Here is a 26,707-nt window from a genome sequence, read left to right as displayed (position 1 = left end):
CTGACTGGAGCCCTTTGAGCAGGTCCAGCGGTTGTGAGAGTTCTGATGCACCAGAATGGGTGCAGGAGGACGAGATCACGACATGGCGCGACGACGACACACCCCCGAGCAGATCATCCGCAAGCTCCGCGAGGGCGAGAAGCTGCTCGGTGAGAAGTTCTCGATCGAGGAGGTGTGTAAACACCTCGAGATCTCCGAGGCCTCCTGGCATCGCTGGCAGTCCCAGTACGGCGGCATGAAATCCGATGACGCCAAACGGCTCAAAGAGCTCGAACGCGAGAACGCGCGGTTGAAGAAGATGGTCGCCGAGCAGGCCCTCGACATCGACATGCTCAAGGAACTGAACCGGGGAAACTACTGAACCCGGACCGGCGCCGCAGGGCCGTCGTGGTTCTGCAGCAACGATTCCGGGTGTCGCAGCGGCGTGCCTGCCGGGTGGCTGGGCAGTCGCGGTCGGTGCAACGCCGACCGCCGGCCGTCGCCGAGATCGAGCGGGCGCTGCGGGCGCGGTTGCGCGCGATCTCGCGCAAGCATCCGCGGTGGGGCTGGCGCAAGGCCCATGCGCTGTGCCGCGGCGAGGGCGTGGTCACCAACCATAAACGGACGCAACGGCTCTGGCGTGAGGAGGGATTGAAAAGACCGAGCCGGGTGCGTAAGAAACGCCGCATCGGGCCGGGGCGAAATCAACGCATGAAGGCATCGTTCCCGGATCAGATGTGGGCACTGGACTTCCAAGTCGACGTCACCGTCGACGGCCGCCAGGTCCGGTTTCTCAACATAGTCGACGAGTTCACGCGAGAAGCGTTGGCCACCAGGGCCTTCCGATCGTGCACCGCCGATCAGCTCGTCGACGTCCTCGACGAGATAATCGCCAACACAGGTCGAAGACCCAGGCATATCCGCATGGACAACGGCACCGAGATGACCGCGCACGCGATGGCCGACTGGTGCCGGTTCACCGGCGTCGACGCCTCTTTCATCGACCCGGGATCACCCTGGCAGAACGGGATCTGTGAATCGTTCAACGGACGTTTCCGTGACGAATTCCTCGCTTGCGAGGTGTTTCATTCGCTGACCGAAGCGCAGGTCCTTGCCGAGGACTGGCGCATCGAGTACAACAGTTACCGGCCACACGGATCGCTGGGATTCCTTACCCCGCAAGCATTCCGGCAGCAATGGTCACCGACCGAGTTCGAGCAACAGCTACAACTCACATAGCCGGTGGACCCGCCATCGGGGCCCAGTCACGGCCTTTTCGACCACATCTCGAAGCGCCTGAATGGAAACCATAGTGTCGCCCTTCTTGCACTACGACCTCGAATCAAGCTGGGAAATCTGATCTGCGGCATGGGATCTGCGCTGCTTGTGATCCTGCTGTTCCAGCCATGGATCAGTGCTGAAGGCCCGGACGGCACGGCCACGTCCAATGCATTCGGAACGCTCCACTACACGAGTTTGCTTCTTTCCCTGTGGTCGAGTTCGCCCCCACACAGAGCTTCAATCTCGGGCGCATGGGGAATCCTGACCGGACTCGCCGCTATGTGCACCCTGTGCAGCGTCATGGCTGATCTGCGCGGCCTGAATGTTGGTCGTTCGTATGTGACAGCGGGCTTGGCGGCTGCCACTGCGATATTTGCCTCGGCAACGCTCATCTACCTCAACAGCAAATGCGGTGAACTCGAGCACATGCTCAAGGCAGGTCCGGCGACGGACGCCGGCACACAGGCAGGCCTGCGCATCCGATGGCTCGCAGGCAACGGCAGCTATCCGCTACCAGGGCTATACCAGTCGTCTCTTACCTCCGCCAAGCTCACACATTGGGCAATATTCGCCGCGGCGGTCTCGGCGATCATGGCCGTCGCCACGATCGACCGGCTCCGTCGAGATGACTTGTTGAAGCGAGTCCGTTCAGTTCGAAACAGCCAGACTTCAATTTTGCCAACACCACTGGCGCTAACGGAGCCAGACATGGTTCCGCCAGGCCCGGCTCCCACGGATTGACATGCCCAGCCGGTGGCCAGGCGTGTCCATCGAGCGGATACCTGCGGCTATTCATCCAGAGCAGCGCGGAGAATGTCGGAGGTTCGCTCGAGCAGTTCCTCCATGCGTGCGACTGCATCTTCGAGCAGATCCGGTATGTCGGCGAGGGTTTCATGATCGCGGCGCCGTGCAGCGACACCCTTGTCGTAGTAGTCCCTACTCAACGCCGGCGGTTCATAGGCAGTCTCATCGGACGCTACCCGTGAACCAGGCGCTGCCAACGAGTCATGTTGGCGTATAACGTATTTCGGCAACTCACCCAGTAAGTGCCGCTTCACTACCGCCGCAACGGCGCCCGGCGATAGGCCAGGAAGCACTGGCGCCTCGCCCGAACGATCAATCCGCGGCATGGGTGCATAACCGTGCTGATCGAGCATGACGAAAAGTGGCTGGTCGGCAGCCGCGATGTCGCCCGGAATCCCTGCCAGCGTGCCGGATTCGAGTGCAGCCTTGAGCAGCGTGTGGCCAGTGTAGCGTTGCAAGGCCGGACGGACGTCCATCCACGCCTGCACGACCGCCACTGGGCAGCAGCCCGGGTCTCCGGTGGCGCCGATCGTGGCGAGCGGATGCGTACCGACCTGGACAGAATCAGCGTTGATACGTATATCACTGCAGGTCATTCGTGCGATATCGGCGAACGATACGCCAGATGCGGCAAGTACCAAAACTGCTGCATTGCGTCGACCGACCAATCCGCCGGGCCACCCCCACGCTGGAATACTCGGCAGCAGTTGGTTTACCAGATGCCTCCAGTGCGCGGCACGCGCGCTGCGCGCATCATTCAATGCCTGCCTGAGCGCCTCGGCCCGGCCGGGTACAGGTAGTCCCGTAAGCCGATGCGCACTGTTGATCGCCGCCAGCCGCCCAGCCTGGGTAGCGGGGCGGCCGGGGTGATCAGCGAGGTATTCCAGCACTGTCAGAGGCGCTGCCGGCAACGCCTGCACCTCAGCAGCCGCACACCAGATCGCGAAGTGGCGCCAATCTCTGCGATAACGCGATGACATGCCCAACGGTGCGGCGGTGCAATGAAATTCGGCGTCACCGAGCTCCATTCACACACGTTCCTTTCAGAGACCCAGATGATCCGATGCAGAGAATCTTCCCCCAGACTCACGCTTACCGGCGCCCACCACAGCACTAACGTCGCTGAGACGCATATGTCGGGCTACCACGTACGCCTCCGCCCCGTTGGCCATGGCCTGGACCATCGCACCCGCCCGCGCCGAACTTCCGCGCATGCGATCTACTACCTCGGGCTCGAATCCGGCCTGGGCAGCACGGCGCTTCAGGATGTTCGGCACCGAACGGGAGGTCAGAGCCTGCCCATATGGCAGCCCGTCGCGATCCAGCGGACGAAATAGCGGACTGCCCGCCCGTCGGACGTTTGGCCAATCTCGTTCACAAATATGCAGTTCATCGGCTGTATTCCGCCGCAGCACACGCTGAACAGCCAATTGCCCAGCGGCGGCCGGGTCGCCAGCGCCGACTGAGATTGCCCGATCGAATGCAGCCAGCACCGCCAGCCATCTCAGTAGCGCACAGCACGGGCACATTCGGGGTTCAGCGCCCTTACCCAACCGGACGACCTCGATATCACCGCTCGCCCGGCCCCTGACACGAATACGCAAGCATCGATCGGCGGAATCCGGGGGGCGAGTCACATCGGCGATAGACAACCCGACGAGTTCACCCCGCCGTAGACCGGCGGCATACTGGACGAGAATCAACGCAATGTCTCGTCGTGCGGCAATGCGTGCACGCCAGCCATGCGCATGCTCGTCGATGCTCTCCACGATGTGCGCCACCATAGGAGTCAAAAGCGGGCCAGCCTTGTTCGCCTCGATACCGGCACGCAGCCGCTTAGCGCGGATATCGGCCAGCGTGTCGGACACAACCACCGAACGGGCCGGGTTGGGCAACCCCGCGATGGAATAGTGATAGGCGATAGCAGTACACCACGCCTGAAGTGTTGCTACCGCATATGCAGGCTTCCCAGACGCATTGACCATGTCGGCAGCTTCAGCCAGATACGCTGCCAGTCCCTCTTCGTAGGACGGCATCATCCCCGGATCTGACGGTAGCGGAGGCCCACCCCGCTCATGGCACCAAGCAGAAAACCGCCGCCACGACACCGCGTAGCCAGCAACTGTACCCGGCGACCTGACCTTCTCCCTGCGTGGTGATGAAACCCGGGCCCGGTCGTCGGCGGTCAACTCGATCCTCGCCGCCAATCACCCCACCGCCTGATCATCTACTCGACAAAGGACGACCCAGAAGCCGCTGATCACCGTATTCATAGTCACGTACGGTATCAGAATTGTGCGCTTTACCTGCGCATTAGTTGATTGGGTTTCCGATATCCAGCCCTAAGGGAAACCAGAACAAAAAATGGTTGGGTGAGTTGCGTGGCGAATCGCGAATCTCGAAGCCCCGCCCCTCACCCAGACCGACTCGACGTGGTTCACCATCGGTCAGAACTCAACCCGAACCTCGCCCCAAATTCTACGATATCCTGCCCTCACCTGCGGATTTCCGCCTCCTGAAGGCGGGTGCGCCATTGCTTGAATCAACATAACTAGTGCCTCGCAGGCAGTGACACCCCCGCTCACGACAGCCAGCTGAACACAGGAAACGGGCCCCGCCGGCCAATCACGCGATGCCTCGAAGTTTGGCACAGCCGACACACCCGACACCCGGGTCCACGAAGGCGGCCGTCACATCGATCGGAGGCTCGGGCGCCTTGTGGTTCAGGTTCTGCCCTGGTCAGAGCGCATATGCGGCCAGATTCGACGCTGACGCACTTTCGCGCGAAATTCGTATCGAAGTGCCAGATCGAGGTCCGAGCGATCATATGGCGCAACTGGACACCATTTTGCGCAGAGGTGGTCCACGCCACACCGCAAGCAGGTCAGCATTCGGACATTTCGGACATTTTGAGCAAACGCTTAGTAACCATCGCCTGAGGGCCTCCTTGCTATCGAACCATCGAACCCGCGACAACAGACTTCTCCCCTCGGGGGTGGATCATCTGGTCGACACCTGGAAATCATGTGTTGAGTCAACGACTGCTTCGTGTGGCGAGCGAGCCGATCCCGATCAGCTTCAAAGGCGACCTCGGCTCGGCCGTAGCCATCGAGCACTCAACGGCCCGTGATTGCACTGGTCGGACATGACGGAATCGGCTACGCGAACCAGGTCGTCGACGAACCAGCCGGGTCTTCTGTGGTCCACGATGTCTGACTAATCGGGTCAATACCTGACCGCCTGGATACTCGTGACCACCGGCAGAACTGCGAGGCATCTATCGGGCAGAACGATTTAGGTCTGTAGCCGCTCTAGGCGCTCTGTCGAACTCCGACACAGCCCGCGGGACTCTGCAACACGCCCCGTTGCCACTCGCCCGCAGGCCCTCGCCCGTGGTCGCTTGCTCAACGCGTCAGTGCGTGCAATACATCGTCAAAGCAGATCATTACGCAGGTCCCGACACGCTCGGAGATTCGGGCCGATGAACCCCCGGCACTCCTGTTCCACCACGTCTGGTCATACGTCTTGGGCACCTAGGAGGCCACCCCATTCTCCGCACTCCCCCCGATACTCAATGCCAAGGACTACCCACATGATCTACGGGCGGGCATGTTCTCCCCTCGGTCTGCAACGGGGTCAGTGATCAGGGGACGCGTAGCGACGTCCTGCCGTGATCGTGACAGCAATGTGGGCGATCAGAGCTCCTTCCAATCAGCGCCCTCTTACGGATCGTCGCACAGATTTCGGGGAGCATGCCCACGAATCGTGGCGATGTACGTTACGCCTTGCAGGTCGCAACTGACTGCGGCGAGTCCATTGCGAATGTGAAGGCGCGACTTCAAGTGATCAGGAGTTGCCCCCGGACGGAATCCCTCCTCGGCCGTGGACCGTCAAGAGGTCCTGTGACACCTACTGCGATACCGATCATCCCAACGTGACGACATCCTTATCGCCTTCTTCGCACCATACATGTGGAGGCCCACCAGCCCGCGATCCGATGCACGTGTTTCCTGCACCCAGTCCCCCGCTGTGCCGCCACATCGCGAAGTTCATCGACTTCGACCGATACACTCACAGGGGTCCGATGAGTTCCACATGATCGCCATACGTCGCTCGCACAGATGAGGAGGAGGAAACGATGCCTTGCCTAGCCGGTACTCCAGTTCGGATTCGAGCGCAGATTGCGCCGACCCGCGGCGCACACGGCGGCGAACGAAGTGGTATACCGGGGACGATCGAAGGCCAGATCAAGGGAGCAGATTGCGACGTTGACCTGCGTGTTTTATGTATAGCCAGTACGGTGATGTATGCCAGGATCAATCTTTCGTGCCACTCTAAGGTCCTACATAAGACTCGTTACATGACGACTCATGCGACCCATCATCAGACCCAGCTTACGACGAATCATGCGACGGTCGATAAGACGTTAGACGTGATCGTGTCAACGGGTCGCCTGATAGCAGCGTCCACTGTGATGCATCCGATCGATGCTCTTACCAGTTCATGCCTCCGATGGCCGGATGTATGCGAGGCTGGCAAAGCCGTCCGTAGTTCCGCAGTACGATCAACCCTTTACATGCACCTACCAGATGCAGTGAGTTGTGGGTACCCCATAGTCGATCGACCGGCATCTTCATTGATGGTCGACGCGGCGCTTCAACCTACTCCTGAGCCTGCTTATGTTATCGCCCAGTCATTTACCCACTCATTCGCCGTTGCTCGGATTCGTAGTTTGGGCATTGGACAGATTTCGGGGACTGCCTATGCTGAGTCAGGTTGCATAGCTCTTCATTGCGTCATTATTAAGATCTATGCGAGGGTAGGCGCATGGACCACTGGACCGATGGTGTCACTACCCCCATTGAAGATCGGTTCATCACCGCATCTCAATGGCCTTCCATCGGCCATGATTCAGATCATCATATTGATTTGTGCAGATGCTTCGACAAATGCTTATGATTGGATCATGACTGCGATACACCTACCTGTCTCCAGTTTTATCCACTTAGATGTCGCTCGTACAGTGAGTTCTACGGTGGTGTTTCCCGCATCCCAAGTGACCCCGCCCCATAGGCTTCGCGTGGCAAAGCGAATGGGCAACTCATTCGCCCATATAGCGGTGATATATATGGTCGGAGGTTGTAACCACCTACTTATCCTAGACATTGCGCTTGACATGGCATGTCTCCATGGCTCGTCAGCAACACTTGTTCGAGTCATCACGAACGGCATTTACATGGGGAAATGCCAGCTCATGACCGCACCCGATACAGGTATCCTGCGGCAGCTCGAATCACTGTTCTGAGTCTGTACTGACATCAGGACCCTGACATTGGTGTACTGGTTGGTCTCTTCCAGTAGCTTTGGTTGGTTGCTTTTTAAGCCAATGATCTAGACGAAGTTAGAGACATTGGAACGACCCACAGCAAGCGTGGACCGTGGGGCCAGCGATTGACTCTGCGGTACCGTCGAAGTCCAGAGGTGGCGTCGGATTCGCTGTAGGATCGCAACTTTGATGCTTCGACGAGTTGAGTCGACTGCCGCTCGGGAGCTCACGACACACCCGCTCGAGGTGGTTGGTTGTCATGTTGCATGTCCGGTAGTGTTGCGGCCGTGACAAGTTCGCGTTTGCTGTCAGATGTCCGCGCCGTGAGGCGAACGATTTTGGTGGCCAACCAAAAAGGGGGAGTGGGGAAGTCATCGATCGTTGCGGCCATCGCTGTCGCTGTTGCCCGACGGGGCAAGCGGGTGCTTGTAGTCGACGCCGACCAGCAAGGCAACTGCACCATACGTGATCTCGGTGTCAAGGACTCCGACGAAGGGCGGTCTCTGGCGATGACGCTGCAGTATGGGTCCGCGCTCGAACCCGTACGCGATGTCCGCCCGAACCTCGATGTCGTCTGCGGGGGAAAGCTATTGGCAATGGCCGGCGCTGTGGTCGCGACCGCCGAGCAGCACGGCATCGACCCTCGTCAAAACCTGCTTCTCGCTCTCGAGACACTCGTCGATAGCGCCGGATACGACCTGGTTTTGATCGACTCCGGTCCCGGCGACCGCGGCGTGTTGGACCTGCTCCTGCAGGTAGTGAGTTGGCTGATCGTTCCTACCAAGGAGGACGACGGAAGCATCGACGGCGCTGAACTGCTCGCTCGGCGCTATCTGTGGGCACGCAAGAACGGCGCACAGATCGAGCTCATGGGGATGGTGCTGTTCGACTGCAACCCCCGGGCGGTCCGGCGCAATGAGGACACCCTCGGAAAGATCATGGATTTGCTTGAGGGAACAGGCATCGAGCCATTCCGTAGCTTCATCCGACAGGACAAGGCATCCGCGCTCGACGCACGTGCGTTTCATCTGACTGCTGAGGAACTCATCTCCTTCTCGCCCTCCAAAGCGAACAGCTCCGGCGAGGTCGATGACACACCTGCCAAGCGATGGTCCCGTGACACCGAGCCCTTGGCGACCGACTATCAACAGTTGACCAGAGAAGTGCTCATCCGGCTCGGTGCCGGCGAACGCGCAAAGGAGAACGCGTAGATGGCTCGGAAAGGGGCTTTCAAACAAGACGACCTCGACGATATCGACGACCTGCTGCCGCCGTCGCCGCCGGCTCTCGCATCTCCCAGCGCACCCCCGCAGCCTGCGGTTGCCGCCGCGCAGCCAATCCAGCAGCCGCCGACCGCCGCCGAGCCAGTCCCGCCCGCACCCAAAGCACCACGTAGGAGCACACCGAAAACGGTTGCAGCGACAACCGATACACCCGGTAAACGCACCCGAGCGACTGCAAGCCGGCCCCGAGCGGTGCAGTCCATCGCCGAGGCACACGTGGCCGCGCGCGTCGCCGAGGCATTGCGGCATCTCACCCACAGTGAGAAACAGCAGCGCGGCAAGGGCCGCAGCTACGGCGAGGTCGTGCTCGACGCTATCGAGGAGTTCGAAACCGAACTACGCCAACATTTTCAGGAGTTGGCCAATGCGAAGCCGTCGGGCCGATTGTTCCGCCGGGTGGATCAGACCCGACCGCGGCGGCGCAGGCACACCGAGCCACCGGTCAAGATTCCACTGGCAGGCATCATCGCACCTGACATCGAGCTACTCGACAATCTCGTAGTGGAATGGCAGGCGGGCAGTCGCAGCGCGCTGGTGGATGAAGCACTGCAGCTGTATCTCGCCGATCTGATCACCGAGATGACGGCTGAAGCGCCGATCGAGGGAGATGCTCAAAGCGCTGAGTAGACAGCACTTCAAAGTACTTTGGCAACCGGGGGACACTGCCTTCGGTGGACGCACGCCGCCTCCGGGCCGGGGGAACAGCACCCGATTTCATCACAGTGACAAATATCCGAAGGATTCCCTTGTCCTGATGGACAGTCGCTGGCTCACTAGCCGTAGTTTGCGGCTAGTGAGCCAGACTGCGAAATCCTGGTGACATCGGGATGTGTGGCAACCCTGGACGCAGTACCACGCCAGAGTCGTTGGTATCAACGTTCGCCTGCGGGTAGACCACCAGAACCTGTTTGAGAGCCTGCGTGAAGTCTCGGCGGAACTGGTGCCGGCGACGGCGGTCGGACGAGTCTGCTGCCGAACCGAATTGAACCATCAGCGACTCCCAAGGCACAGTAGTCTCCCGCTTCACCGAAAACATTCGGTACGTAAGCCAAGCGTAGATGTCCAGTCGCAGCGCGGATCCGCCCAGCGCCTTGATGGCATTCATATCCAAAGGCACCGGATGCGCGGTGACCTCGTTGAAGAACTCCTCGCTCAGCCGGACTGTAGAGGTGAACAACGACGGTTGCCCCTCCTCCGAATCGGCGCCACACCAGATGTTGTAAGCACTGGCGACATAGAGTTTCGCGCCAATCTTGCGGTTGACGTCCCCCTTGTACTCGATGGTGAGGGTCGCGTTGAACAACCTGTGAGACTGATTGCGCATCCTGGTCAGCGACCCATTCTTTCCACCGGTCGCAGCGAGACCCATCGCGGCCATGAAGTCCGTGAGGCTGTCTCCCAGAACAACTTCGGGTGACCCCGTACGCACGGCCTCGGTCGAGAGGAAGGTCAGGATGAGCCGTGGCATCGTCCCGTAGGGGTACCCGATCGATACCGGGTTGTTTTCGCTGTCGGTCGTCATGCCTGGCTGAACCGTCAGCGACAAGTCGCCGTTGCGTCGACCCCAGGCAGGCACGTCTCCGGGGTCGCGATATGGCAGCGAGGTCTGGGTAAACATGCGAGCCAAGTAACCAACTTCTTGCTCGCCATCCCACACTTCGGCCGCCGCACGGACGATGTCCAGCGGAGTGCGTTTGGGGCGCGGCATGGCCCCTAGCATTGCACGTCGCTGGCAAAATGCCAGTTTCTGGCCTTACCGTGTCCGGGAATACGCATACTTCGCGGACATGACGTGGTCGGCCCCACGCATACCTGGCGGACATTGCCAACCTCCGGTCGATGACAACCTGCATCCCGCAACCGACGAAACACGCATATCCTGCGGACGCTTGCAGCCACTACCAGCAGGTAGCGAGCCCAACGGCACCTGACGCAGGCAGTACGCATACCTTGCGGACATCCTGATCATGACAATGGTCACGCCGGCGAGACGATGCACCACGGCGCTGGACCGCACAAGCCCGGATCCTGGGCACGCCGAAAAGCAAGGCTGTCGAGCCGGCTCGACAGCATCACAATCCGCTGCGCCCGCATAACCTGCGGACAGCCCTCCACCGCTCGAATCCTGACGCGCATACCTTGCGGACAGGCGGAACCGACCCACGCATACCTTGCGGACGCAACGACCCAGTCCGATCGATCGCCGCTGTGCGCATAGCTTGCGGACAGACCGGAGCCGCGCCGCGCATATCTTGCGGACAGAACAGGGCCTCTGTGCGCATACGTTGCGGACACCGAATCCTGTCGTGCGCATATCTTGCGGACACATCGGCGCTATCCACGCATATCATGCGGACAGTGGATAACTGGTGTCCGCAAGGTATGCGCACGACAGCGATCGAGCGAGTCGGAGTCAGGACGGCCTCGGGCCAGTTCACATGGGTTTCTTGTGCGGTCTGTGTGCCTTCCGGACAGACGAGGCAATGTCAGGTTTTCCAAGTAGTGCCGCATATCATGCGGACTGTGGATAAGGGCAAGTTATCCACGCATATCTTGCGGACGATTTCCACATCGCACTGTGCGCATCGGCTCCACCCGGCGGACCCTCCACGCATACCTTGCGGACATGGGTTCGGCGTTTTCCCAGGAACGCACGCATACCTCGCGGACGCTCTGCGCATACCTTGCGGACGCCCATCCATCATTTCCGCAGGTGACACGCAGGAAACATGAACCTCATGTAGTTCTTTTCCTAGAAGAGATTCCTGTAGTAGGCTCGGCGCTGGCTGTGGATAGAGACCGTTGCGCTCAGCCGCCCCCCAAATGCCAATTTCATCTACATGCAGCTCAACACCCCTGCACTGACCTGCCAGAACCTCGTTCCGACCACCCATGGTCTCGGATCTCCCCTGAGCGGAGCCTGTTCCGCTGCTGGAATCGACCCCGGCAACCGCTGTCTTAGCCGCACGCCAAACCAGTACGTCGGGCCCTAGGTCGGCAGCCGTCTTCTGTCAGAGAGTGAACCCACGCGCACAGTCGACGCTGATCCGTCCGCAAGATATGCGCCGCCACGGAAGTCTCATGCCGCTCGCCCGAGCTCAAGTCGCCATGGGTGACCGCATCATGCCCTCACCCATGACTTCGTGCCCTCCAGGAACGACTAGGCGGACGATACCCGAAACGCCGATGCAAGTTACCGACTAGAACCGTTCGTTGGGTACAGTATCCGCGGTTGGGTAACACACCATCAATGATGCGAACCTGACCGATTACCCAATGAAGAAGCCCTGCCAGAACTATCCAACCGACGTCTCTGGCGGGGCCCTTCTACTTCTCCACAATGTTTGTCAGGTCGTGCAGGCTACGATGCTTGGTTCCAACGGACGATCGACTTACGGTAGCGACGCCACCAGGTGAGGCCCCACAAAGCGTGTGCACTGCCGAGGATCAGCAGGACAACAGCACTGTCGAGGTTGGTAATCATCGAGTGATCCACGCCGATATGAGTCACCACGCGTGAAATAAGCGTCAGGTCAGCGGGAACTGTAAATGTGCCCATCGCAACCAGACAAGCCACCGTTCCGACAATCACGACGACGCTGTAGATCCGCACAGCCTGGCGTTCGTGATCTGGTAACCCGAAACTGGGATCGACGGTCCTAGTAGTCGATCCGGAAAGGAAGTGCCGCACCCGGTTCCCCAGGTAGCGAACATATGCGGTGCCGTCACCGTACAAGTTGCGGCAGGCCAGGACGTCCTGCAATACGTAATACACGTCGGTCCGCATGAAGACCATGCACTCGAACGGCAGCGACATCAGCGCGATCACCGTAATCGCGGCGAGGACTCTGTGTGCGGCAGTCGCCGAATTTGTTGTCGCCTGGATAAGGATCGCGACCGCGGCGACCGTCAGATTCGTCGCCATTCCTGCCAGATACGCGGTGAGCCTATGTCTGCGGGGGGCGAATTCGATACCGCTGATGTCGGTTTCGGCCACCAAGAACTGCAGCCGTGTGCTCAATCGGATCCGAGCGTGCACACCTGCCGCCCGTGCGGTGATCAAGTGAGCCAGCTCGTGGACATACACCAGTGACCATCCAGCCCCCGCGCTCAGCGCCAGCACGGCACTTCCTCGAGGGCTCCACAGCATTTCGTGGAAGCTGGGAATCAAGGAAGGCTGCTGCACAAGTGCGACGCTCGCGGCCAACATTAAACCCAGGAACAGAATGGGAACCACCGGGCTCAGTGCGAATCGAACGTATTCGGGGCGTATACGAGGAAAAGACGCGCGAAGTGGTGGCTCGACGACGATCGGGCGGCCATCGACGGCAGCGAGGAAACCGAGCGCCGCCAGGTCCTGAGTGAACGAGAGCACATCGAACACGCAACCTTCGGTGTGCGCCATGTGTGTCGCAGCTTCGTCGATGGTGTGGCCGTTCCGCAGGAGTTCGATCGCGACGACACCTGCCAGCGGTATGGCCACGACGCAGCGTGTTTCGAGTCTACCGGCGATCCATCCATCGCCTTCCTGCCGAATCGCGATGTTGTGCAGTCGAACCCGGCTCTCCGGAAGAACAGTGGCGGGTGCGGGGTCGATCACCGTGAGTCTCCGCAGGTTGGGCAATCCGCCCGGCGTGCGTGTCGAATCAGGGTCGATTCGCCGGGGATCGCGAGATTCACCTCGTATGAGAAGCCTGGTTCGATAGGTGGTGCACCGGTGAGTACGGCGAGTGCGAAATGTGTCAGGAAAGCACCCGTAATGGTCGCCGACACGATGTTGACCGGCTCCCATGGAAATCGCGGGTTCAGATCGTCGATGGACATTCCCGGCGGCATACGCATGTCCGGTGCATCGACCGCCTGATCATGCAGGCACTCCCAGCATGCGCCGGATTCGGGTCCGTGCACACTTGCCGATGCCATTGGACCATGGTAACCACCGACCACCCAGGTTATACCCGCCGGGTAAAAGGCCCTGTTGGCCCAGCGGCGGATCACACGCGGATTGTCGGCGCACAATGCCACGAGATCATAACTTGGCTCAAGCAGAGCGCTGAGATCAGCCTCGCTCACTATCCATCGCTGCTCACCGGAGATCTCCACATCGGAATTGAGATCACGCAAGTGCTCCGTCGCGGCATCGACCTTCGTCCGGCCAATGTCGGCCTCCCGATACAGAACCTGCCTGTTCAGATTCGAGAGTTCGACGAAATCCGCATCGATACAGTGTAGCGAACCCACGCCGGAGGCAACGAGCCCCTGCGCAACAGCTCCACCTACGCCACCGAGACCAATCAATAGAACTCTGGATCGCCGCAACTTGATCTGGACATCCCATGAACTGGCACGCGGCAATCTGTCGATCCAGCGTAGAAACGGGATACTGCGTGAGTATCGATCACGCTCCCGGTCGGTCAGCTCGGCCGGCACCGGTGCGCCGTAGTCCTCCAGCAAGCCCGCATCGAGTAGCTGTTGCATGGTATCGACTATTTCTCGCGCCGATGCCTTCTCATGATGGGTCGAAACCGCCGACACTATCTCGTCGGGTGATCTTGTTCCGTCTAGAGTAACCACGAGGGTTTCGATCCTGCCATCCGGATCGTCGATCTCCATCCCGAGCCCATATACTGTGGCCCCTATTCGTACGGTGCCGTCGACCGTGGCGTACGGCGTCAGTTCAGGCTTGACCCGCGGCCTCGCCATATCTAGAACGCGGATTCGGCTGGTCATCGAGCCTCCGGGAAATCGATTATGCGATCAAGCAATCCAAAATCGGCGAACGGTCCGCCTCCGACCCGAACATTTCCAAAGGTGACGGACCGTCCAGTATAGTTTGGTTATCTGTTAGGCGCCGTTGCTATTACACTGGATGCCCGTGGTCTCCTACTTGTCCGGCGGGCGAATCGAGATCGTCGCCGGACTCGGGCGCGCAACTGCTGGACGAATTGAGCTATTGATCTTCTTCATCAATACGCTCTTTACATGGATTTTCACTGCCGCCAGCCAATCTAGGCGGGCGGGCTGGAGAATATCAGCAAATAAGCACTTCCACCGAGGCAATACCCTGTGGCGAGCAAGTGACGCGCGATGATCTACTTACTTATGAGGCACCGTTCCCAGTGCTTGGCATGCCGGTCGTTTCCTTCTTGTCCAACAGGCGGATCGTAATCGGGGTCGGACGTACCTGGGGAGTATCCTTTAAGGAGCTGATCTGTTCCATGATTGTGCTCTCTCCTTGAGTGTCTTCACTGCCATCAAAGAACTCGGCGAGTGGGCCGTGTGGCCATGACTACGGTACCAATTTTCGCTAGATGATCATTTCTCCACTGCTGGGAGCATGATCTTATGCTTCTATGCGTTGTGAACAGAAAAATTTCCAAGCCATCGGTCCTAGTCGGTGCTATCACCTGAAGTCATCCAGTCGCTAGTGGCTATCGCCCGCTAAGCGCCTATACGGAAGTTCCACCCGTAACTGCGGGGTGAGATCGCCTGTGCCGGAGGGCTTTCGGCGGGGACCTTGCCGGGGTTGGATCGGGTTTGTCGAAGGGTCCATCCGCTGACGAGGTCGCGTCAGCATGCGCCCGGCGAGTGTGTTTGCCAAGGGGCGGAGCAGCGCGGATCCGGTCGCGCTGCTCCGAACGTTGAGGGTCCATGCAAGCAGGGGCTGCGGGCGGTGATGGTGCTGTTGTCGCTGGGTGGGAAGGAGCCAACGGCGATCGCCGCGCTGGCTCGAGGTGCATCCGTCCACGGTGCTTTACTGGATCCAGCGCTTCGACACCGAGTGCGTTGCCGGGCTGGCAGATCGGCAACGTCCGGGTCGGCCGTGCACGGGCGGACCGCGGTTGCTCGACCGGATCACTCGACTGTTGAAAACGCCTGGTCCGTGAACGACTCGACAGATCTAGCAGCGACTGGGCCGGACCGGCGATGAGCCTGCACACGCTCGCTCGGCGGGTGCGGTTGGCTTCGTTTCGGCGCTCGGCACCCCCCCAAAAAAGCGCGGGGGCGCTAGTAAGAATCTTGCGTAGCTCTCAGCCCAGGCTGCCGCGGTCCCGCTCCGACCAGTCGGTGAGGGCGAGACTCACCGCGGCGCGCAACGACAGGCCCAACCCACGCATCCAGATGCGCTTCAGTTCGGCGTCATCCTTGTCATGTAGAGCGGCAGCAATGCAAATCGCTCGATAGGCATGCTGATACGACAGATCCTGACCGGCCAAGTAGTCCACACGCCAGTGGCCGTGTCCGACATGTCGGGCACGGTGGTGGGTCGCAGAGGAAGTTATACCGTCGGTTGTCACTCTGACCTGTTCATCTGGCGGGCGGGCCGGTACGGCGGCCGCACGCCAGGTATCCATTGTCCACCGAGTGTCGTATCTATTCGTCATGAGAGCTTCCCGATGATTGCGTTCTATCGCGATCCCCGTATGGGCTATTTCTCGGATCGGCGCAACAACTCGGTCCACTCCGATACCGAAGAATGATGCAATCAACAGTGACAATCCGCACCTGCGAAGACATCGGCCAGGGTATCGAGATTGTTCAACTGGGACAGGGTATCGGTGGGCAATTTATCAACCACAGCCATGTCCCGTCCGGCTGACAGCGTGCCACCTCGAACGTCGCGCGACCGTCGACCAAGCGAGCGGAGGTCAGTGCGAGCCTGCCGTGACGAATCGCTTCCTGTTGGCGAGCGACGAAAATCGGTCTGCGGGCCAGCAGCTTCCGCATCGCCTCACGGATAGCGACGCGTCCGGTGATGCGTCGCTCGGTCCCGATTATGATCGTTGCGTCGGGCTCGTACAGGGCGACCAGGCCCTCCAGGTCGCCATTGTTCAGTCGGTCGACGAAGTAGGTGCCGAGATCTTCTGGGCGATCGGCGAATTCGGCATTGCTCATGGTTCCTCCATCACGGTCCCAGCAACGACGCTCCGAGATGGATACGGACCGCGAGGTTGCTCCTGGGATCCAGACGGAGCCTAGGCCTGCCGTGTCGGCGAAACTATCCGCCGACACACGGGACATGAGAAACCATGAAAGTGCAGGACAAACATGCTCTAACCGACAGCCGAGATCCGCGCAGCACCCGGGCGGAAGCTCAATCGCTGCGTGTTGAAGTCCCAGAAACGATACACAGGCCATTGCAGAGTGTGCGACAACCAGGCGAACAGGACCACTGTCCAGTGTGCTGGTCGAACCTGGAAGCCATGGTCACGGATCGTGCGCAAGCCGATCATCTGGAAACGCCAAAAGCTACGTGGGCTGGAACGTCGTCGCCTTGCCGACGTCTGTGCCCGCAAATTCGTCAGTTGATCGATTCGGATGTCGTGCTTGGTGATGCACAGCGCCAGATCCAGGTCCTCGGCGACATCAGCGCAGACTCGGGTCTCGTCTCGAACCTCCAGCCACGTGCTGCGGCGAATTGCCATGTTCGGGCCGTACATATTGCCTACCCGCCCACCGAGCCTGCCACATCGAATCAGTAGTCTTTGGCCGAACACGAGTAGGAAGCCGATGGGCGAGTCGTAGTAGGTGCACAAGCCGGTCAATGCACCGGTGTCGGGATGGGCGGTGAAGAAGTCCACGATCGTTGCCGCCCAGTCTTCGTCGACCAGGGTATCGGCGTCGGTGCGTCCGACGAGTTCCCCACGGGCCTTGTCGAATCCAGCATTACGTGCTGGAGCGATACCCCGTCTGGGTTCGAAGATCAACTCGACCTTCCCGTGCGTCGCAGCGAAGGAGCGCACAACCTCCGGGGTGCCGTCAGTGCTGCCGTTGTCGACGACGATCACCTCCGTCACAGCTTCCTGAGATACCAGCCTCTCGAGTGCACGTTCGATGAAGTCAGCTTCGTTGAGCACTGGGACAACAACTGACAATCTCGGTGTCGAAAGCTCCTGGACCATCGAGCATGTTCCGTTCTCGACTCGCGAACCCCAGCGGACATGTCTGCCAAGGAGATCATCGTCTCTGCTGATCGTTCGACCTGCACAACCGTCGACAGTCTCACCGGCGCTAGAGCCGAAGACATCCGCCACGACGCCGAGAACGTGGTACGCCTGTACGCCTGTGCGGCACTGCACGATCACAAATTGAGGGGGCCGTCTGCGACCCCTCTCCTCCGGCCTGCGGCTGGTCACGGCAGCGGGCTAGCGCAGCTCGTCGGGCGGAGGCGCTCCACATCTTGCGCATGCCGCGGTGCGTTCGCCGACATCGCGTGCCTCCACAGCTTGTCATACGCCTTCATTCATCGTACCGTTGTTTAACGGTACGATGAATGCGGCACTCCGTCCGGAATACCGCTTGACTGATCACGCGGGGTCGCAATGCGTTTGGTCTCGAGTCCTACATCCGCGCTCCCGCCCGAGTGGGCAAAACTCGCCGACGAGGTCGCCGACTACAGTGTCTCGACCCGCTGGCTCGAGACACTGGGCCCGCTCCTCCCTGGGCAGCCATGGTGGTTGGTGGCGAAAACGGGCGGGCAGGCTCGCATCGGATTGCATGCTCGATGGTTGGAATCACCGCCGGCGGAAGCCCGTTACGACATAGGCGCCGTATTGCGGGGGTCCATTCCTGCACTCGAACCGCGGCGGACGCCTGTGGACGTTCCGGCAACAGAGGACCTCTACCCAACGGTTCTGGTAACGCTCCCCGGATACTGCTGCGCCGCAGCGGGTTCTGGGGCCAGCGACCCCGCCCTGTTGCGAGAGACGTTGAATGCGATTGACGGTTGGGCGGCAGCAAGAGGTGCACGGTCGGTGTCGTTCCTCTATGTTCCCGAACGCCAAGCGCTACTGCGCGAGGCGCTCGCAGGCTTCGGTGCACTCCCTGTCGACCTGTATCCCACCTGCGTTTTACCGATCACATTCGATTCGGTCGCGGAATACCAGCAACAACTCTCCCAGCGCCGCCGGTCCGGACTCCGACGGCTCGTCCGCAGACTGGCCGATAACGGAATGACAGCGGCCGAGGTGAAGTTATGGGACGTCCGAGATGAAGTACTGGAACTACGGCTCGGACTGTTGCGCAAATACCATTCCGACGCCGATCGGGCCACACTGTCTGCCACGCTCGACCGGATGATGGACCACTACCCCGCCGAGGACATAGTCGTGACGGCCGTTCGTCGAGGTCACGAGGTCGTTGGATTCACCCTGGCCCTACGCCATGGCGGGACGCTGCGTCCACTGTGGGGCGGACAGACCTCCGAGGCATACGGAGCGTACTTTGTTATGAATTTTCACGTGCTGATCGCTGCGGCGCTGGAACGCGGGATCGAACGAATCGATTACGGCACCCTGAAATGGACGGAGAAGACTCGGCACGGATGTCGACTCGAATCTCTGACCGGTCACATGTGGGCGGTCGCCAACGATGCATAGCAGCCGAACCTTTCTACTGGGTCAAGCGGCATCGCTCGTCGGTGACGGATTCGCAGTTTTGGCTGTGCCTTTGATCGTGCTACGACTGACCGACAATCCCGTACTTGCTGGTATTGCTTCCGCCCCGCGAGCACTCGGTTACCTTATCGCGGGGCTCCCCGCTGGCCCACTGGTTGATCGAGCCAACCCGTGGAAAGTTCTCATCGCCGCGGACTTTTCGCGCATGACGATCTTCCTTCTTCTTTCCGCAACGATGATGTTGCACATATGTCCCGTGGCAGCTGTGCTCGGACTGGCCGTCTTCGCCGGCGCCGCGGGCGTCTTCTTCGAGACCGCACTCGCAGTCGCCTCCCGCGATCTTTTCGAAGGCGAACAATTGCTGCGCGCCAACGCATTCCTGGAAACCTCCCGTCAACTTTCACTTATTCTCGGACCTGTCGCGCTCGGCTTGCTCGCAGCGACCATTGGGATCGCGGCGGCGCTACTGGTCAACGCGGCGACCTTCGCGATCTCACTCGCAACGGTATGGCGAGCTGCCTCCGGCATCGACGCACTCGTCACGACCATCGACCGAGTGCCCGATTCTCGTAGTCGTGGTCGTCGTGGTTGGGCGGCGGTACGCGAATCGTTGGCTGAGCTGGCGGAGGGTTTTCGGTATGTGGCGGCAACGGCGGTCCTCGCTGGCTTGGTGACATTACAGGTGATCACGACCTTCGCAGAAGGTACCGAAACGCTGGTTCCGTACTTCGCCAAAGAAGTTCTCGGCGGCTCTGCAGATTTTTTGGGAATCGTCATTGCTGGGGCTGGGATTGGCGGAGTCCTCGGTGCAGTCATTTCACCTATCGTCGCGGCGCGATTCGGTTCAATTGAGTTGTGCACGCTGAGTGTGCTGGGTATGGCTGTCGCGCTGGCCTTGATCGGTGCGGCGGTCGATTTATGGTGGCTAACCGTATCTTATGCTCTGCTGTCAGCGGCGTCGGTACCGGCGGTGATCGTCGTACGAAGTGTGCGTCAGGCGATCGTGCCTCGGACAATGCTTGGCAGAGTCACCAGTTCCGCGAGATCAGCGATACTTGCCGCCTCGGCAGCCGGAGCCATGGTCTCGGGCGTGCTGACCCGAGCTGCCGGTGACAATCCCCGGCCGGTGTTCTTCCTGGCTGGCGCAATTATCGCGATAACAGCGCCGGTAGTCTGGTTCACTTCCCTGGCCCCCCACCGTGCCATCGATGCTCTATCGGACAGGACCAACCAATGCGACCCCACATCCTCGTGATCCACCGTACCCGGGGGCCCGCGGTTCCCTACCTCGACCACATCGATCACGATATGAAGGCTGTCACCTATATATGTGCCGAAAACGCTCGTGATCGGGTGCCAGTCCGTGCTGCGGCGGAAGTCGTCACATTCCAAACAGAGGAAGGCGTTCCGATTGCGGCACGCGAACTCACGAACCGCCACGGTCTACCTGAACGAATCGTCGCACTCGATGAGCTTGACCTGCTGACCGCTGCAGCTCTACGTGAGATCTACGACATCGACGGTGATCGACTCGACCACGTTCTGCCGTTTCGAGACAAACTGCTGATGTACACGTCAGTCGCCGGTACAGGTATCGCCGTGCCGGCATTCTCCGCCGCGCCCGACCCGGCTGCCGTGCTCGAATTCGGTGCACGGCATAGTTTCCCGTTGATCGTCAAGCCGCGACTCGGCGCAACAAGCCGTGACATTCGTACCTTGTGGTCCCCCGAGGACGTCGCCGAGCTACCTGATCTGGATGCCGAACCGTTCCTCGTGCAACAGTTTTGTCCTGGTGAAATAGCCTCGATCAACGGTGTCTGGACCGGCTCTGATCTCGGTCCGTGGCGGGCAGCACGTTCCTTCCACACCCTTCTGGGATTCGCAGACAGTGAAAGGAGCTGGGGCACAGTCGATATCGACGACACCGAACTGAACGTGCGCCTAGCAGACTTTGCACACTCAGTCCTGGCCACACTCAGTCGATCCGTACCCACCGTTTTTCACCTCGAACTCTTTCTCGACCCAGCCGGCGCCCCCGACCTTCAACTGCTCGAAATCGCATGTCGCATTCCGGAAGCCGAAACGACACATCTGTGGAGCGAGGTCTATCGCTACGACCTCGTCGGCGCCGCACTCGATATCCAGCTCGGATACAGCCCAGACGCCAGTCCACTGCCTGTCGCGCACGTCGCAGGCCAACTGCTCGTACGCCCAGCCGCCCGACCTCCTTGCGCCGTGACCGCGGTTCACTTCGAGGTGGCCCCCGAACACGAGCCGTACCACAGCATGATCCCCCGTGTCGGGGAACTCATAACAGAGCAGACGGGCTACGCGGGTGTCGGCGCCAGCTTCCGATTCTGCGGCCGCTCGTCAGCACAGGTCTTCGCCGCATTGCGCGCCACGCTGGCCGGATTCGACCTCGAATGCACAGCTGCCGCACCCACGGTCAATTCGGGTGAGCGCGTCAGAAGTCAATAGACGAAGAATGGGTGATTATTGTGAAGCTCTACGTTGGCGAACGGCTCGCCGAACTGGCTCGACAACGTGGTCTGTCCGATGATTACGTACATGAACTCCGGGTAGTGGCCAGCGTGCTGCCTTTCCGCGTGAACGATTACGTCGTCGACGAACTCATCGACTGGTCCACCGCCCCTGCCGATCCGATCTTCCTTCTCACATTCCCCCATCGAGACATGCTGCCCCGCAACCACTTCGAATCCATCGCGGAACTCGTTCGAGTCAACGCATCACGTACCGTCTTGAACAAGGCCACCGCTGAGGTGCGTCGAGCGCTGAACCCCCATCCAGCCGGGCAGATCGAAGACAACACTCCACTGTTGAATAGGCATCCAGTACTCGGGCTGCAGCACAAGTACCATGAAACAGTTCTGGTGTTTCCTTCACAGGGCCAGACTTGCCACAGCTATTGCGGATACTGCTTTCGATGGGCGCAGTTCGTCGACAGCGAGATCCGTCAGGCCTTGTCGGATCCAGCCATCATGACCGAATATCTGTACAGTCACCCGGAAGTCACTGATATTCTTTTCACCGGCGGGGACCCGATGATCATGCGCACCGAAGTCATACGCCGTTGGGTCGAACCGCTCCTGTCCGACTCACTCGATCACGTCACAACACTGCGGTTCGGAACAAAGGCGCTGTCTTACTGGCCCGCTCGCTTCACCGTCGGCCCTGACTCGGACAACCTGCTACGGCTATTTGAGCAGTGCATTGCCAAGGGCCGGCACGTGGCGGTGATGGCTCACTTCTCCCACCCGCGCGAACTACAAACTGCCACAGTCGAAAAGGCTATCGAACGCATCCGCGGCACAGGCGCGATCATCCGAGCCCAGGCACCTCTGGCAGCACATGTCAACGATGACGCGAAGACATGGTCGCAGCTGTGGCAGCAGTTGGTCGTCGCCGGCGTGATTCCCTACTACATGTTCATCGAACGCGACACCGGAGCCAAGACCTTCTTCGAGGTCCCGCTGGCTCGCGCACTCGACATTTACACCGAGGCGATCTCGCGCGTATCCGGGCTGGCCCGAACCGCACGCGGACCCGTCATGTCGGCTCACGTCGGCAAGGTGGTAATCGACGGCGCCCCCCGCATCCGCGGCGAGCGAGTCTTCTCTCTCCGACTTTTACAAGCACGCGACGCCGGCTTGGTAGGTCAGCAGTTCTTCGCCCGATACGACCCGGACGCATACTGGCTCGACGAGCTCGAACCAGCGCTGGGAACCGAAATCCCAGCCGGGCTAGGATTTCCAAGGTCAAAGGTCCAAGGCGACATCCGGGCATCGACCCCCGCGTAACGGTCCCTTCGGCTGGATAGGAGGGCATATCGGGGGAGTATGAGGACTCCCTGAGGTTAATACGTTGGCAATGATGTGTTCCGTGCGAATGGCTCGGACGCGCTGTCCGGACCTCCGGTTTCGATCCTGGAGCCGCTGCCAAGCTCCGGCACCTCCGCAGCCCAGGCAGATACGCGCTATCGCGACATCCAGCAGTACAGATGCCGATCGGAGGCCGCTGCCTCACGTGCGAGCCGGACCAGGTCACAGAGGAAGCCTGCAAGAGCAGGCACTCGGCAATCGACGTTAGTGGTGCCGGACCTTCGAGCGCGTGCCCAGAGTTCCGCCGTTCGCCTGAATGTTGGATCATCCACTGCCGCAAGTGAATTACGCAGGCAGTCGGTGACTGTCACGACCGACGGCCCTCTGCTTCGTTCGAGCGAGGCAATTGGCACACACCAGCGGGGCCCGCCGACCACCACTTCGAAGTCGACGCCGCGCAGCAGCGATTCCAATCGCGCCAACTGCAGCACCGGATCGATGCCGACAACCATACCGATCGACGGCAGGCCCAAGGATGCAGCTTCGCATCTTATGGCGGCCGCGGCGGCGATATCGTCTGTTGCGGCAAAGTACTCGTAGACCTCGATCAAACTTCTCCTCCTCTCAGTCGGGTCAGTCGGGCAAATCTCGCCGGAGCGGTGCCGTCCTCCGCGACGAACCAGGACAGCTGTAAGGGTCGCCGCGGCAACGAGATTCAACGAGACAGCGCTGTACCCAGGCAGTCGTGAAGGATGGTCGATGGTGTGGACGTCAGAGACCAGGCGAAGAGCGCATGCACACGGATATCGAAATCGCCATCAATGCAGTAAGAACAATGCCCTCCGCAACCTTGCCCGGTTTGATCTGCCACAAAACTATCGGTGTGATGGCGCCAGCCGCGAAAGCGAGGACCGTCATCACAAGCGCTACAAAGCCCACTCATGGTTGTCGACCACAGAACCATCGATCGACCATGACTGAGTACTTTTGTGCGCCCTGATCGATTCCACGAGCCGCTTGAGATAGGAGGAAATCGGAATCGACATCGGCAGCACCAGCTCCGCCCGTGTCACCGCGCTGACAAACCGAAATCTTGCAGCTGTCCGTCCCATCTGCGTCGGAAATCGAAAAGTCGGTCAACGAAACGGCGCTCCAGCTCCACAGGGGGAGTGGGTCGCCCGCCATGTTGAGGGGTATTCGCGGGCGACCCACCACGGCTTACGATCGAGGATCCGGAGCGGCAGGTGTGGTCGGGTGCTCGCGGGATCGAATGCCGTGAGCACAAATCTAGATGGGGTGTACGTGCGAAACATCCGCCAACGTGCCGACGCGGAATTGTTTCGGGAGGCAACACTCGATCGTCGCCGAATCAATAAATCGGAACCATAGGCCCGCGAGACGAGGCGACCCGAATGACGTCCTACCCCTGGAGGGTTCGATAGTCGGCCCTCCAGACGCGCCACGGTGACGTGTCGATGCGTTCGGCATCACTTCCTCCGTGTGGTGTCGGGGGATGGGTGGGCTGCCCCGTCCCTCGACCTGGGGAGCGTGATCGTCATCGGCAAGACCCTCGGTCTCACCTCTTGACACATTCCGATATGGGTATATGTTGGAGCCATGGCACGAGCAGCGACCACATCGGACGTCTTCAACGCAATCGCTGAGCCACAGCGCCGCGAGATCCTCGTACTGTTGCGGTCGGGGGAGCGGCCGGTGACCGAACTGGCGCAGGTACTTGGGCTGACCCAACCCGGGACCTCGAAACACCTGCGAGTACTCCGCGAAGTCGGGTTGGTGCGCGACCGCAAAGCAGGTAAACGACGTCTATATGCTCTTGATGCCAACGCTTTGCGACCAGTCCACGAATGGACCGGCGGATTCGAGCAGTTCTGGAACGACACCTTCGACCGACTGGACGAATACCTGCAAGATCTCAAACAAACACGACGGGAGCAATGAGCGATGGCAGTAACACCCCCGACGTCGTCGCCGACGACCGATCGCGAGGTCCTGATCTCCCGGGTCATCCATGCCCCACGAGATCTGGTTTTCGAAGCGTTCACCGACATCCGGCACCTGTCGAAATGGTGGGGGCCCGCGGGATTCACCACCACCACCCGGGCCTTCGACTTCCGCGTCGGTGGGAGATGGGACTTCGTCATGCACGGACCGGACGGGACGGATTACCAGGAGTGGATCTCCTGGACCGAGATCGTCCCGCCTGCACGGATCGCCCTGCTGCACGGCGAGTCCCGCGACGACCCAAACGCATTCGAATCGATCTTTACCTTCGAGGCTGAAGGTGGCGAAACACGCGTCGAGATGCGCACCGTCTTCCCCACCAAAGAGTTGCGCGATGAAGCGGTAAAGAAATTCCACGTCACCGAGGGCGGCCACCAAACCATAAGCAAACTGGCCACCTACGTCACTGAGATACTTCGAAAGGAAGGTAAGCGCTAATGGCCGGAAAAGTCTTCTTCAGCGTGTCCATGTCTCTGGATGGGTTCATCGCACCCGAGTCCACCTCCGAGTTGATGGGGCAGCAGTGGATGGAGCTGCAGGGATGGATATTCCCGCAGCGATTCTTTCGCGAGAACCTGAAGCTCGGCGAGGGCGGTGAGGAAGGCCGCGACAACGACATCGTACGAGAGACCTTCGAGCGCACCGGTGCGAGCGTGATGGGTAAGCGCATGTTCGAAGCCGGCGAAACGGCATGGCCTGAAGATGCGCCGTTCCACACCCCCGTCTTCGTTGTGACACATGAAAAGCGCGATCCCTGGGAGCGGATTGGCACCACCTTCCACTTCGTCACCGATGGAATCGAGGCCGCCATCGATCAAGCTCGTGAGGCCGCGGGCGAACGTGATGTCCGAATTGCCGGCGGAGGCGAGACGATCCTCCAGTACCTGAACGCCGGTCTGGTGGACGAGTTCTCCATCGCGCTCTCACCGGTACTGTTCGGCGCCGGCGTTCGACTCTTCGAAGGTGTGGATGCAAGCCGAGTGGGCCTCGAACAGGTTCACGTGGAGTCGTCACACCGTGCGACGCACCTGACCTATGCCGTGAGGAAGCGATAACCGTATCGATCCCAGCTCGATGTGGTCTGTGCAGCGGTGAGATCCGCGACCGGGCGTCGGGAGACACGGACGATCAGCTGAGATCTCAAGTGTGGCAGTCTTCGTCGGCACCGACGAGGGCTGCCACACCTTTGTCGCAAGCAGTGCCAAAGATGTCCGGCACGACACCGTTGGTCAGCCGGTTGAACTCGTATCGTTCCAATACGACCTCTGACGACACGCTGACGAGGTTGTCCATACCTAGACGGGCGTGCTGCGCCTTCAGTTCTGAATATGGAGGTCCGCATGCCCTTCATGAACATCACCGGTATCCATCACTTGCGGTTGACTGTGACCGACCTGGATCGCTCCCGTGACTTCTACGAGAACGTCGTGGGGCTCACTGTCGCCATCGAACAGGCGGGCGATCCTGCAGACCCCGAAGTGCGTAGCGACCCCTCACGACTCTATGGCGGGGTGGTACTGCGCACCGGTAGAACGCTGTTCGGCCTACGGCCTGTCGCGGTTGCCTCGGATCGGTTCGACTCCGAGCGCGTCGGGCTCGATCATTTGAGCTTCTCGGTCTCGACCGTCGACGAATTGATCGCCGTCGCGAAGCGTCTGGACGAAGCCGGCATCGAACACGGTGAGGTTACGGAGCTTACGACCATAGGCATCAGCATCTTGTCCTTCATGGACCCAGATGGGATCCATCTCGAATTGTCAGCTCCTTCGAACTGAC

At 60.3% G+C, this 26,707-nt stretch carries 22 protein-coding genes and 1 pseudogene; 13 read left to right on the top strand and 10 right to left on the bottom strand.

Features of this window, described 5'->3' with window-relative positions:
• Positions 1–82 precede the first annotated feature (82 nt).
• Both VMT40_RS37715 and VMT40_RS37710 read left to right on the top strand, forming a co-directional pair.
• Positions 83–1,218 (top strand): IS3 family transposase gene (locus VMT40_RS37715; RefSeq protein WP_326364396.1). Its coding sequence is split into 2 segments (ribosomal slippage): positions 83–347 and positions 347–1,218, totalling 1,137 coding nucleotides; the frame shifts between segments, so codons are not numbered across the junction.
• A 129-nt stretch (positions 1,219–1,347) separates the two neighbouring features.
• The gene (locus VMT40_RS37710; protein ID WP_326364457.1) at positions 1,348–2,001 is read left to right on the top strand and encodes a hypothetical protein; all 654 of its coding nucleotides are present in this window, start codon (positions 1,348–1,350) and stop codon (positions 1,999–2,001) included.
• A gap of 47 nt (positions 2,002–2,048) precedes the next feature.
• Here VMT40_RS37710 and VMT40_RS37705 read toward each other — a convergent pair whose 3' ends face one another.
• Together VMT40_RS37705 and VMT40_RS37700 are read right to left on the bottom strand one after the other, a co-directional pair.
• The gene (locus VMT40_RS37705) at positions 2,049–3,092 is read right to left on the bottom strand and encodes a hypothetical protein (protein ID WP_326364456.1); all 1,044 of its coding nucleotides are present in this window, start codon (positions 3,090–3,092) and stop codon (positions 2,049–2,051) included.
• Positions 3,093–3,107: 15 nt separating this feature from the next.
• A complete protein-coding gene (locus tag VMT40_RS37700) occupies positions 3,108–4,103 on the bottom strand; it encodes a hypothetical protein (protein WP_326364455.1) in 996 nt (331 codons plus the stop codon).
• Between the two features lie 3,574 nt (positions 4,104–7,677).
• On the opposite strand from VMT40_RS37700, the gene VMT40_RS37695 reads away from it, so the two are divergent.
• The gene (locus VMT40_RS37695; protein WP_326364454.1) at positions 7,678–8,601 is read left to right on the top strand and encodes a ParA family protein; all 924 of its coding nucleotides are present in this window, start codon (positions 7,678–7,680) and stop codon (positions 8,599–8,601) included.
• Positions 8,602–9,300, top strand: coding sequence for a hypothetical protein (locus tag VMT40_RS37690; RefSeq protein WP_326364453.1), 699 nt, complete (start codon positions 8,602–8,604; stop codon positions 9,298–9,300). It abuts the gene before it with no gap.
• A gap of 163 nt (positions 9,301–9,463) precedes the next feature.
• On the opposite strand, the gene VMT40_RS37685 is transcribed toward VMT40_RS37690, so the two are convergent.
• From VMT40_RS37685 to VMT40_RS37675, 3 genes are all read right to left on the bottom strand, one after another.
• A complete protein-coding gene (locus tag VMT40_RS37685) occupies positions 9,464–10,381 on the bottom strand; it encodes a replication protein RepA (RefSeq protein ID WP_326364452.1) in 918 nt (305 codons plus the stop codon).
• A gap of 1,653 nt (positions 10,382–12,034) precedes the next feature.
• Positions 12,035–13,273 (bottom strand): hypothetical protein, encoded by a 1,239-nt coding sequence (locus VMT40_RS37680; RefSeq protein ID WP_326364451.1) that lies wholly within the window; start codon positions 13,271–13,273, stop codon positions 12,035–12,037.
• The gene (locus tag VMT40_RS37675) at positions 13,270–14,403 is read right to left on the bottom strand and encodes a HesA/MoeB/ThiF family protein (protein ID WP_326364450.1); all 1,134 of its coding nucleotides are present in this window, start codon (positions 14,401–14,403) and stop codon (positions 13,270–13,272) included. Before VMT40_RS37675 ends, VMT40_RS37680 begins: the two co-directional genes overlap by 4 nt.
• An 845-nt stretch (positions 14,404–15,248) precedes the next feature.
• On the opposite strand from VMT40_RS37675, the pseudogene VMT40_RS37670 reads away from it, so the two are divergent.
• A pseudogene (locus VMT40_RS37670) lies at positions 15,249–15,723 on the top strand (helix-turn-helix domain-containing protein); the annotation flags it as partial.
• Here VMT40_RS37670 and VMT40_RS37665 read toward each other — a convergent pair.
• From VMT40_RS37665 to VMT40_RS37655, 3 genes are all read right to left on the bottom strand, one after another.
• Positions 15,705–15,899, bottom strand: a complete 195-nt coding sequence (locus VMT40_RS37665) for a hypothetical protein (protein WP_326364449.1) — start codon at positions 15,897–15,899, stop codon at positions 15,705–15,707. The pseudogene VMT40_RS37670 and the gene VMT40_RS37665 sit on opposite strands and share 19 nt — an antisense overlap.
• Positions 15,900–16,212: 313 nt before the next feature.
• Positions 16,213–16,569 (bottom strand): YybH family protein, encoded by a 357-nt coding sequence (locus tag VMT40_RS37660; protein ID WP_326364448.1) that lies wholly within the window; start codon positions 16,567–16,569, stop codon positions 16,213–16,215.
• A gap of 158 nt (positions 16,570–16,727) precedes the next feature.
• Positions 16,728–17,576, bottom strand: coding sequence for a glycosyltransferase family 2 protein (locus VMT40_RS37655; RefSeq protein ID WP_326364447.1), 849 nt, complete (start codon positions 17,574–17,576; stop codon positions 16,728–16,730).
• Positions 17,577–17,996: 420 nt separating this feature from the next.
• On the opposite strand from VMT40_RS37655, the gene VMT40_RS37650 reads away from it, so the two are divergent.
• From VMT40_RS37650 to VMT40_RS37635, 4 genes are read left to right on the top strand one after another with little or no spacing between them, the layout of a single operon-like run.
• The gene (locus VMT40_RS37650; protein ID WP_326364446.1) at positions 17,997–19,052 is read left to right on the top strand and encodes a GNAT family N-acetyltransferase; all 1,056 of its coding nucleotides are present in this window, start codon (positions 17,997–17,999) and stop codon (positions 19,050–19,052) included.
• Positions 19,045–20,325: an MFS transporter gene (locus VMT40_RS37645; protein ID WP_326364445.1), complete on the top strand. Its 1,281-nt coding sequence runs from the start codon at positions 19,045–19,047 to the stop codon at positions 20,323–20,325. The genes VMT40_RS37650 and VMT40_RS37645 overlap by 8 nt, the downstream gene beginning before the upstream one ends.
• On the top strand, positions 20,304–21,548 hold the full coding sequence (locus VMT40_RS37640) for an ATP-grasp domain-containing protein (RefSeq protein ID WP_326364464.1): 1,245 nt from the start codon (positions 20,304–20,306) through the stop codon (positions 21,546–21,548). The genes VMT40_RS37645 and VMT40_RS37640 overlap by 22 nt, the downstream gene beginning before the upstream one ends.
• A gap of 20 nt (positions 21,549–21,568) precedes the next feature.
• A complete protein-coding gene (locus VMT40_RS37635) occupies positions 21,569–22,888 on the top strand; it encodes a KamA family radical SAM protein (RefSeq protein ID WP_326364444.1) in 1,320 nt (439 codons plus the stop codon).
• Between the two features lie 176 nt (positions 22,889–23,064).
• Here the strand turns inward: VMT40_RS37635 and VMT40_RS37630 are convergent, their stop codons facing one another.
• Positions 23,065–23,520 carry a hypothetical protein gene (locus tag VMT40_RS37630; protein ID WP_326364443.1) on the bottom strand — a complete coding sequence of 152 codons (456 nt, stop codon included), beginning with the start codon at positions 23,518–23,520 and terminating at the stop codon, positions 23,065–23,067.
• Between the two features lie 1,006 nt (positions 23,521–24,526).
• On the opposite strand from VMT40_RS37630, the gene VMT40_RS37625 reads away from it, so the two are divergent.
• Genes VMT40_RS37625 through VMT40_RS37615 form a run of 3 tightly spaced genes read left to right on the top strand, consistent with a single transcriptional unit; the run spans position 24,527 to position 25,986 of the window.
• Positions 24,527–24,868, top strand: coding sequence for an ArsR/SmtB family transcription factor (locus VMT40_RS37625; RefSeq protein ID WP_326364442.1), 342 nt, complete (start codon positions 24,527–24,529; stop codon positions 24,866–24,868).
• A 3-nt stretch (positions 24,869–24,871) separates the two neighbouring features.
• Positions 24,872–25,369: an SRPBCC family protein gene (locus VMT40_RS37620; RefSeq protein WP_326364441.1), complete on the top strand. Its 498-nt coding sequence runs from the start codon at positions 24,872–24,874 to the stop codon at positions 25,367–25,369.
• Positions 25,369–25,986 carry a dihydrofolate reductase family protein gene (locus tag VMT40_RS37615; protein WP_326364440.1) on the top strand — a complete coding sequence of 206 codons (618 nt, stop codon included), beginning with the start codon at positions 25,369–25,371 and terminating at the stop codon, positions 25,984–25,986. The genes VMT40_RS37620 and VMT40_RS37615 overlap by 1 nt, the downstream gene beginning before the upstream one ends.
• An 85-nt stretch (positions 25,987–26,071) precedes the next feature.
• On the opposite strand, the gene VMT40_RS37610 is transcribed toward VMT40_RS37615, so the two are convergent.
• A complete protein-coding gene (locus VMT40_RS37610; RefSeq protein WP_326364439.1) occupies positions 26,072–26,224 on the bottom strand; it encodes a hypothetical protein in 153 nt (50 codons plus the stop codon).
• A 47-nt stretch (positions 26,225–26,271) separates the two neighbouring features.
• On the opposite strand from VMT40_RS37610, the gene VMT40_RS37605 reads away from it, so the two are divergent.
• On the top strand, positions 26,272–26,706 hold the full coding sequence (locus VMT40_RS37605) for a VOC family protein (RefSeq protein ID WP_326364438.1): 435 nt from the start codon (positions 26,272–26,274) through the stop codon (positions 26,704–26,706).
• The last annotated feature ends 1 nt before the right edge of the window (position 26,707 follow it).

Source organism: Nocardia sp. CDC160 (assembly GCF_035818795.1).
Taxonomy (GTDB): Bacteria; Actinomycetota; Actinomycetes; order Mycobacteriales; family Mycobacteriaceae; genus Nocardia.
The sequence above is the reverse complement of the archived record's forward strand: the minus strand, read 5'-3'. Positions and strand labels throughout refer to the sequence as shown.